The sequence below is a fragment of the Streptomyces sp. NPDC054887 genome, from assembly GCF_053610585.1.
Map to the genome: position 1 here is coordinate 38,832 of NZ_JBSGYQ010000059.1, position 8,799 is coordinate 47,630.

The following is an 8,799-nucleotide window of genomic DNA, read 5'->3' on the forward strand; positions in this document are numbered from 1 at the left end:
CCGAGCGGGTCGAGGAAGCAGCGAGGACACCGCGATCGGGCGCCGGGCGCCGAGCCCTCCGCTGCTCTTGGTGCGGCTCCGCTTGGACGTCCCCGCGGCCGAGGTGCCGAGATTCGGGGAAGGGGTACAGCCCTCCAGCGGGTGACCCGGCCGCAGTCCGTGCGGGCGGAGCAGCTTCGGTCGGGGAGCCCCGGTGCCCCCGCGCTCGACCCTTCGACCATGCCGTGACCTAACGCTGTGCATAAACGTTCAAATGGCTGCTCGTGAGCGGCGGGGAGTGAGGGGAGCTCTCCAACGCCGAGATCGGTGCGCGGCTGCACCTGGTCGAGGGCACGGTGAGGGCCCGCTTCAGCGCTCCCTCGGCAAACTCGGTGTACGCAACCGGGTGGAGGCTGCCATCGCCGCCTACGAGGTGGGCCTGATGGGGCGCGGGGGCAGGCTGATCTGCCATTTCTCCTGGCTGTGTTCGTCGGCGATGAACGGCAGGTCCGTCCGCTCTGATTCGACTACGGTGGTGGAGCTATCACACGTGAACGAAGGACGCATATGGCTCGCCCCTACGACCCCGGACCGAAACAGTTCGTCTTCGCTGTCGGTGACGGCAACGACCAACAGGTCTCCGTGAGCGACCCTCAGGAAGCCTACGTGGCATTCTCTGCGTTCTTCCGTGGTCGAGATTCTGACACCTACACCATCAATGATGAATTGTCGGGGCAGAGTTTGGTACTCATGCCCGGGCAAGGTGTGATCTCCCGGATCAAAGACGGGGACCCGCCTCGGTCGGAGTACCTCCGGGTCGACAGGGGCAATCGCTACCTTCCGAGCGCGATGCTGTTCTTCGAGAACGGATTTGCTGGCCTCCGCCACTTCGGCCAGTGGTTCTCCGACCTCGCCGACCTTGATGCGTCACCGGAGACTCGCGGGGCCGCCCGCGCCGCCACGATTACGACGGAAGCAGCGGCGATCGAAGAAGTCGCTCGGATCTGGGGGGATTCGGGCTGCGTGGACCCGAGCGACCAGTTCTATGTGTTCTTCGACTCGCATGGTGTAGACGACGACCGAGCCGAACGAGCCGAATTGCTCAGGTTGATCGAGTTCCTCGGTGTTGAACGAGTCGACGCCCCGGCCGAGGCGGCCGGGGGCGAAGTCTGGGTGCGCACCGACGCACGCCTCGACGTCGAATTTGCACGGTGGTTGTGAACAGATGGTGCGAGATGGGGCTGCACCATCGCCGTGATGCCAGCCGGTGCCGTTCCAGGAGAGACTGAGTCCATGAGCGACGTCGTTTTCACGCGTACGAGCGGATGGATCCCGAACGTGATCCGCGAGGACGGCGAGCTGAAGCTGACGCTCGGTGCCGGGGCCGATGCCAACCACGACCCTCGCACGTTCACCATGCGCTCTGCGTTCGTACTCGCTCTTGATCGACAGGCTGCGGTACGCGTAGCGGTTGCGGCTACCGAAACCTGATGATGACACACCCGGGGTTCCCGGCTGCGCCGTCGCTGCCGTCCATGCCGAAGTTGCCGCCGCGGCCGCCGGAACCGGCGAAGCCGGCGTTGGCGCAGGGTCCGGGAACCGGGGCGGCGGGGCTGCCGCCGGAGCGGCTCTCGCCGCCGCCGGTGCCGAACGGTCACCACCGGCGTCCTCGCCGACGTCGACTTCGAGGTGCTGCTTCAGGCGGTGACGGAAGGCGCACTGCCGTACACATCCGCCGGCGGACAGGTGGATCCGGCCCTGGTCCTGCTCATCGGTCTCAACTCCATGCATCCCAGCGCCGAGAAGGGCTGACCGAGTCAGCCGACGGCACGGTGAACGGTGACCTATCCGGCTGAGAGTTGACGGACCGGTCACGCCACTGTCGTGCGTTTTGACCGACAGCGGGGTACGGATCTGTCACGCCCGTGGCGGTGACCGGTCACGCGTCGGGCAAGCCCAAGGCTTGCCCAGCCTGACCGGCGGTCACCTGGTCCCCGTCCCCGACGCCCGACCGCCTCAGTGCGACCCTCAGGGGTCTCTGGCCACGTAGGTGAGAGCGAAGAGCGGATGTCGGTGGTTCCTGGCATCGGCTCTCACTCGACATGCTCAGCAATGTCGATGAGAAGTAGCAGCACCTGGGAGCGGTGGGGGCGGTCGGCCAGGTAGGTCGGATGTCGATTCGGCGCTTCGACCGCGAAAGATCGGGTGCGTTCCCAGGGCTGCCACACGGCCGAGCCGACGCGAAGATCCGGTGCACCACTCGACCCCCGTGCTTGGAAAGCACGGCGTCGGTCCTGATCAACTTGCGTCGGCCGACACGACACCGAAGGCACCATGAGAGCTGCCGAGCCTGGCTTACGGGAGCATGCCCGACGCACGGTGACAGTCAGACTCTCTCGCCCGGACGGGGGAGGGAGTCGATCCTTGCGGAGGAGGTGGCCCGGCCGCTGCTCACTGCAGGATGGACCCATGCCTCAATCACAGAAGAAGCACCTGGCCGCAGCCCTCACCGCCTGCCTCGGCGCCCTCGCCTACACCGTCAGCAAGGTGGACCTGGCGCGCGAGGGCGACTTGGGCATGCCAGGCTTCCCTGCGCCGGCTGAGGCCTACGCCGCCGTCGCCGACGTCGAGACCGCCCAACTGGCTAACGCGGCCCTTGGCCTGCTGATGGCCGTTGTTGCGCTGCTCCTCGTGCGCCTGCCGCGGACCCCGCTCGTCCGATGGCCAGCGCTAGTCGTCTCCTGGGCGGGCATCGCAATGGTGGGAGCGGGCGTCCTCGGCTTCGGCGCCCGCGCGGCGGGCCTGGCACCGAGCTTGGGCGCCACCCCTCCGCATATGCTCACTGCGCTCACGGCATTGCTCGTCGGCGCCGTATGGGCGGCGGCCTGGACTATCGCCACCGTCTCCGCCACGCGCAGCAGGTGCAGGCTGCACGCCACCAGCGTCAACCTGTGAAGTTCAGAGTCAGCGCCACCGAATCGCCGCGGGCCCCTGCCACCTCGTAGTGCTGACCACAGCTTCGCTCCCGGAGCAAGCACTCAGGTGCTCTCGAATCTCGAGACATCACTTCCATGGGGATTGGGGTGCTCTCACCCCGGACCAACACGCGCTCTCGCTACTCACGTACAAAGCCAGGTCTCCGACGGACGGCTGCTCCCTGCGTCATCGCCGCAGGTCACGACCGTCGACGATCAGTTGTGGCGGGGGCGGACGCCCGGACCGCGTTGTCGGTGGTGGCTGGAAAACGGGTTGATTGACGGTGACGAGCAGCTGCTGCGCGGCCGGGTCTACGGCCAGGACCACGCAAAGCTGGTCCGCGGGCCGCTGGACGCTAGGAAGATCTTCTGCCAGAAGGCACTCATCTTCTTCAGGATCCCGGCGTTGACCACGGCGTTGTCGAAGGACACCGAGATCTCGAGGATGGACAGGATCGCCACGATCCCGAAGCCGGTCCACCCTCCGTATAACAGCGCCGCGACCAGGCCGAGCGCGGTGACCGCGAACGACCAGCCGAACGTTTTCAGAAGCACTGGCTGCTACCCCATCATGTTTAAGAGCTGTGTATTCGGCTCGACCAACTGTCACAGCAGGACACGCAGCCCCAACCGCCGACTTGCGAAGCCTCAATGGGAACCGCCTTGTTGTCCACGTCCACGGACAGCACCCCCATATCAGCAACCAACGGAACAACAGATGCAGCCGGAGCGTCGTCTCCTCCACCGCCGTGAACTATCGGCCATACCACGACGGCGACTGATCATTCTCAGGCAATGTTCCAGAGGCCCGAACCAGTGCCAGCCGTCACTCACTGTGTGCACTTCGCGAAGCTGAGCCAGAATCGCAACCCGTGAACATCGCGGCGCAGCCGCGACCGCCATACGCCTCCCGCACCGATGAATAAGCGCTGTCAGTTCCCGCAGGCAAAGCCGGGGCCAGGGTGCCGCGGCTGCGCTGCCCCTTTTGGCGGGCCGTCTCCTGTTCCTGCGCGGCTTCTTCGAGGGCCTCCATGAGGTGCTTGCTGACCCGCATTGCTGCGGCGTCGTGGTGGGCGCGGACCGTCGTGGAATCCACGCTGACCAGCGACAAGTCCGTCCTTCCCACGCGGGCCCTCTCGGCGATCAAGCCTTCCAGCAGGGCAGTGAAGACACCGGCGTCCCGCCAGACGCGGAAGCGTCCGTAGACAGTCGCCCAGGCCCGAACTCGGCAGGCATCTCCCGCCACTGGGCGCTGGACCGGAACCGCCAGATCACCCCCTCGAACTGCTCCCGCAACCGCTCGGGGTACGGACCGGATCTACCGATCGGCAAGTACGGCTCGATGAACTTCCACTGCGCATGCGTGAGTTGGCTGCGCGTCACGACCACACTTCCTACCGGATTCCACCCCACAAAGAGGACAGAACCCAGCAACTGATCATGACATCACACAGGCCCTAGATCATCCGGCTTCGCGGCGGCATGAATGCCCCAACCGCCATTGGCGACCCGCACCTTGCTAGTCTCTCCGGATGTTCATCGTGATGTTCATCTGACGGTCCTGGGTCTCTCCCGTCCAGGTTCTGATCCGTTGAGGGTGCGGTCTGTCCTGCCCTCCGGACCTCGATAACCGTCAGATTCTTGGCGGCCGCGCGTTCAGCGTCGGTCGCACATCATCGGAGCTTCTTCGTGCTCGCAGTGCTTCTCCTTCCCGGCGCGCTTCGCGCCTTCCTCCCCGCCCTCATCGGTCGGTCCGCTCTCGCGATGGGAGGTCTTGCTCTCCTCTTCGCCGTCCAGGACAGTACGGGTTCGTACACCCAGGCCGGGTTCGCAACAGCGGCGTTCGGAATCGCCAACGTCATCGCCGCCCCCTGGCGGGCGCGGGCCATCGATCGATTCGGTCAACGGATCCCGCTCACCACGATGGCCTCGGGTCAAGCCTCGGGGTTCATCGCTCTCGCGCTCATCACAGAGGCCGACGGGGTTGCGGCTATGTGGTTCCTCGTCCTTAGCGTGGTTGTCGGCCTGACATCTCCACCCCTGGGCGCAGCGATGCGAATGGTCTGGGCATCGCTCACGACGGCCGGTTACCAGCGAACAAAGGCATTCAGCATCGACGCGGTTTGCGAAGAGCTCCTCTTTGTCGGTGGTCCCGTGATTATCACCGCGGTTGTCGTGGCCAGTTCTCCCAGCATCGGGCTCTGGGTGACCGCGGCAGCGGTTTGCCTCGGCACTGCAGCGATGACGTCCAGTGCATCGTCGAAGGCGCTGCGGGGAAGCACGGGCGGGAGTGGCGCCCGAGGTGATCACCCGTTGCGACAGCCGGGCTTCGCAAGGGTATTGATCGTTCTGCTGGGCGTCGGGGGTGTATTGGGCGTCGCTGAGATCACAGCGCCGGCCGTCGCTGCGCAGCATGATGCTGTGGCAGCTTCAGGCTGGCTCCTTGCGGCCTTTGCTGGCGGAAGTGCTCTCGGAGGGTTTCTTCATGGGCAGCTGAACCTTGAGGCGGGCATCGGCAAGAGACTGTTCGGCCTGTGCGTCAGCATGGGACTTGCCGCTGTGTTCGTGTCCCAACTGGACACACTCGGTCTCTTTGCCGCGGGCCTCGCGCTCGTCGGCCTGTTCCTCGCCCCATCCCTCATCACCGGATACCTCATTGCCGACACCATCGTTCCGGACACCAGCCGGACGGAAGCGTCGACATGGATCAACACCTCCGTAAACCTCGGCGCGTCGCTGGCATCCGCCGCAGCTGGTGTGGTCATCGACAGGTCCGGCGCTTGGCTCGTTCTCTTGCTCGTGGGCGTGGTCGCTCTCGCGCTCGCCTCAGCTGTGCCATTCACACGGCTGCGCAAGACTGAGCCGCCCGCGGCCTATGAGACGCGTGGCTGAGCGACTCGGTGCCGCAGCACAGCCTCTCTGCCCGGGCATACGAGGCAGCCTCTCGGGTCAGCGCAGCCGGGCCGGGCGGTATGGCAGCGGTGCGGGTGCCGCTTATCCGAAACGGGTGCACGACAACAGCAGGGGACCAACGACCTCGCCCGCCATAAGGCCGACCAGCGCCTCCGGCTCTGGCTGATCACCCCGCAGCCAGGCGGGCGCCCCACAGCACGGGCCTGTAACTGCTGCTTCCGGTCTTGCAGTGCAGCATTCGCACGGCCCTGGCATACCTCCTGAGGTGACGGCGTTGTGAGGGGCACAGACGGCTGTGTCGCTCAGCGGGTAGCGAGTCATGCTGTTCGGTTGGCGCGGACACTCCAGCACTTCCCCGACCTGGTCGCCTGCCGCGCGCCAGTTCCCGTACGGCCTGGTCCTCGACGGCGAAGTGGTCGCGTGGTCGCAAGGCCGGCTCCTGACGAGGTCACGTTCGGGTGCGTTCGTCTCTTCGGTGGCTGCCCTTGCAACGGCTGGCTGGGGGTGAGCGCGTCGCCGCGTGTCCGGCGCGGGGGCGTGCTCATGGGGCCGGTACAGGGTGCGGTGCACCGGGCGCGGTTCTACGTGGCGGACATGCACTGCGGGAAGCCACCGGGCGAGGCATCGACGCCGGGCAAGGCGGGCAGGAAAGCGGATCGTGCCCGGACCCCAGCCCACTTCTGAAGCTGACGTTTGTCCTCGCTATCGCCGACACCCTCTGCGGCAACGCGCTTGCCACCGCCTTCGGCGTGCGCGACACCGGCGGTATCGACGGGATCCGGCACACTCTCCAGATCGTCATCGCAGCGATCCTCACGCCAATGCTCTCGTAGCGCCCTTGTGGTCCCGACGACAGACTGACCGCTCCGAGGTCCAACCTGAACAGGCCGCGCGGCCAAGGCCACGCCGCCTGTTGCCGGTACCTGTGGGTCATTGGCCTTCAGCGGTGGTAGAGCCCCATGAGCGTGCCGCTGGCCAACTGGCGCTTGTTACGGCCGCGTGCACGTCGTCCGCCGTGGCGTCGTCGGGCAGGGAGACCGGCTCGGGCAGCGCGTAGATGCGGAAGAAGTACTTGTGCGCCTGGTCGCCGGCCGGCGGGTTGGGTCCTCCCCAGCCGAAGTCCCCGTAGCCGTTGCGCTCCGCCCGGCCTCGCCCGTGGAGTAAGCGGGCGTCCGACAAGCCGTGGCAGGGCCGTTCGCCCCGTTGGCCGCCGTAGAGCCGCCGATACGGACGCTCGAACGGCACGCGGCGCCAGCGCCGCACCCCGCACGGCCGAACGTACCCCGCCGCCGAAGGCACCGGTGGTGCTGTCCGAGAAGCGCGGCGATCTACTTCATCGGGGCAGCCAGCTGTCGGCGAAGGCGGAGCGCTCCCGTGTGCGCTGCGCCTTCGCCCTGGTGTCAGGAGGGCGCGTTGGGCAGGCGGCCGTCGCTGAGGGCTTGGGTGAAGGTGGTGTAGTCGTTTTGGGTCTGCTGGGCGTAGGCGAGGGCGAACGTGGCGATGGCCTGGTCGAAGGTCGTGTCGTGGCCGAGGTAGGCGGCGATGGGAACGCGGTTGCCTGAGCGGGCGTGTCCGCGGGCCAGTGCCCGGCCGCAGAGTCCGGCGTACTGGTGCATCAGACTGCCGGACATGCCCTGGGTGTTCGCGGAGCCTTTCATGTCGAGCAGTTGCCGCCAGTAGAAGTGACGTCCCGTTGGTCCGGTGGACCAGCCCAGAAAGATGTCGCCGAAGGCCTGCAGCAGCCTCTGCCCTTCCACCACCCGCTGCCCCTGGTGGGTCACGGACACGTCTACGTACGGGGCGAGGACCGAGGGCTCAGCCTCCTTGGCCTGTAGCAGCAGGAACTCGCCTGCGGCCCGTCCCTGCAGCAGCAGGACGTAGCAGCGGGTACCGACACTGCCGATGCCGACCACCTTGCGGGCCGCATCCACGATCCGGAATCGGTCCAGTAGCCGGGCCTGTGCCAAGGGCAGGCTGGCACGGTAGTCCTCGAAAACGTGCTCGACCACGGCGCGGCCTTGATCGTCGACCGGTTCGATCAGTGGCGGGGAATGGACGAACCGGGGCGTGCCGTCAGGACCAGGCTTGGTGAGTTCCGCGACCGCCTTGCTGCTGCCGGTCTCCCGTGCCCGATCCAGGGTGCGGTGGAGCCGCGCGCGCTGCAGCGCGTTACCGATTTCCTGGAGTAGATCGTCGGCCGCGACGTGCTCGTACCAGACGGCGAGCTCTGTGGAAGCGGCTAGGACTTGTCCGGCCGATCATGTGCGGAGCCAGATGGTGAGGGCTGCGGCGGTTGCGGTGCCCAGGTAGACGTAGAGGCGCTTGTCGTAGCGCGTGGCCACCGCCCGGTGCTGCTTGAGTTTGTTGATGGCCCGTTCGACAGTGTTGCGTTTCTTGTACCGCTCTTCGTCGAAGCCGGGTGGTCGTCCGCCGCGTGAGCCTTTGCGGAGGCGGGCGGCCTGGCTGTCGACCTTCTCCGGGATGGTGTGCCGGATCCCTCGACGCCGCAGGTACTCGCGGCAGGGCCGGTTGCTGTATGCCTTGTCGGCCGCGAGAGAGTCAGGTTTCGCGCGGGGCCTGCCCGGCCCCGTCCGCGGGACGCTGATCTTCTCCAGGACCGACTTGAACTGCGTGCAGTCCGCCCGCTGGCCCGGTGTGACGATCAGAGACAGCGGGCGGCAGCTGCCGTCGGCACTCAGGTGGAGCTTGGTGGTGAATCCGCCGCGCGAGCGGCCCAGACCTTCACCTCCAGCACCACCTCCACCAGGCGGGCGACCAGGCTCTGCCACGGCGTTTCGCCCTGGTGTTCTGGGACTTCGGCCCCCTTTGACGCGGGGGCCGGCGGCGGATCGGTGCGGGCGCCCGCGGCATGCTGGTGCGCACGCACGATGGTGGAGTCCACCGAGATGTCCCAGTCGATTTCCCCCGCCGC

5 protein-coding genes and 6 pseudogenes are annotated in these 8,799 nt (G+C 66.8%); 5 read left to right on the forward strand and 6 right to left on the reverse strand.

The genetic code is table 11. The annotated features are described in order from the left end of the window. Positions 1-287: 287 nt before the first annotated feature. The 4 genes and pseudogenes from ACWGH0_RS27230 to ACWGH0_RS27245 form a co-directional block, all read left to right on the forward strand. Positions 288-436, forward strand: a pseudogene (locus ACWGH0_RS27230) (response regulator transcription factor); the annotation flags it as partial. 110 nt (positions 437-546) lie between these two features. Continuing rightward, complete coding sequence (locus ACWGH0_RS27235; protein WP_453406883.1) at positions 547-1,200, forward strand: hypothetical protein; 654 nt, start codon at positions 547-549, stop codon at positions 1,198-1,200. A 72-nt stretch (positions 1,201-1,272) separates the two neighbouring features. Further along, positions 1,273-1,395 (forward strand): annotated as a pseudogene (locus tag ACWGH0_RS27240) (DUF6357 family protein); the annotation flags it as partial. Between the two features lie 1,053 nt (positions 1,396-2,448). Continuing rightward, positions 2,449-2,934 (forward strand): hypothetical protein, encoded by a 486-nt coding sequence (locus ACWGH0_RS27245; protein ID WP_453406884.1) that lies wholly within the window; start codon positions 2,449-2,451, stop codon positions 2,932-2,934. 377 nt (positions 2,935-3,311) lie between these two features. Here the strand turns inward: ACWGH0_RS27245 and ACWGH0_RS27250 are convergent. Beyond that, positions 3,312-3,509, reverse strand: a pseudogene (locus ACWGH0_RS27250) (DUF475 domain-containing protein); the annotation flags it as partial. Between the two features lie 427 nt (positions 3,510-3,936). After that, positions 3,937-4,337: pseudogene (locus tag ACWGH0_RS27255) on the reverse strand (transposase); the annotation flags it as partial. 306 nt (positions 4,338-4,643) lie between these two features. Here ACWGH0_RS27255 and ACWGH0_RS27260 point away from each other — a divergent pair. Then, positions 4,644-5,846 carry an MFS transporter gene (locus tag ACWGH0_RS27260; protein WP_453406885.1) on the forward strand — a complete coding sequence of 401 codons (1,203 nt, stop codon included), beginning with the start codon at positions 4,644-4,646 and terminating at the stop codon, positions 5,844-5,846. A 961-nt stretch (positions 5,847-6,807) separates the two neighbouring features. Here the strand turns inward: ACWGH0_RS27260 and ACWGH0_RS27265 are convergent. From ACWGH0_RS27265 to ACWGH0_RS27280, 4 genes and pseudogenes are all read right to left on the reverse strand, one after another. Next, positions 6,808-7,016, reverse strand: a pseudogene (locus ACWGH0_RS27265) (YbhB/YbcL family Raf kinase inhibitor-like protein); the annotation flags it as partial. A 251-nt stretch (positions 7,017-7,267) separates the two neighbouring features. Next, positions 7,268-8,095, reverse strand: a pseudogene (locus ACWGH0_RS27270) (DUF2252 family protein); the annotation flags it as partial. Between the two features lie 30 nt (positions 8,096-8,125). Next, complete coding sequence (locus ACWGH0_RS27275; RefSeq protein ID WP_453406886.1) at positions 8,126-8,656, reverse strand: IS5 family transposase; 531 nt, start codon at positions 8,654-8,656, stop codon at positions 8,126-8,128. Beyond that, positions 8,563-8,799 (reverse strand): hypothetical protein (locus tag ACWGH0_RS27280; protein WP_453406887.1); only part of this gene is annotated, 237 nt, incomplete at its 5' end. The genes ACWGH0_RS27275 and ACWGH0_RS27280, both read right to left, overlap by 94 nt.

Coding starts and splice junctions, on each gene's coding strand:
- ACWGH0_RS27235 (WP_453406883.1), top strand. CDS start 547: ATGGCTCGCCCCTACGACCCCGGACCGAAACAGTTCGTCTTCGCTGTC.
- ACWGH0_RS27245 (WP_453406884.1), top strand. CDS start 2,449: ATGCCTCAATCACAGAAGAAGCACCTGGCCGCAGCCCTCACCGCCTGC.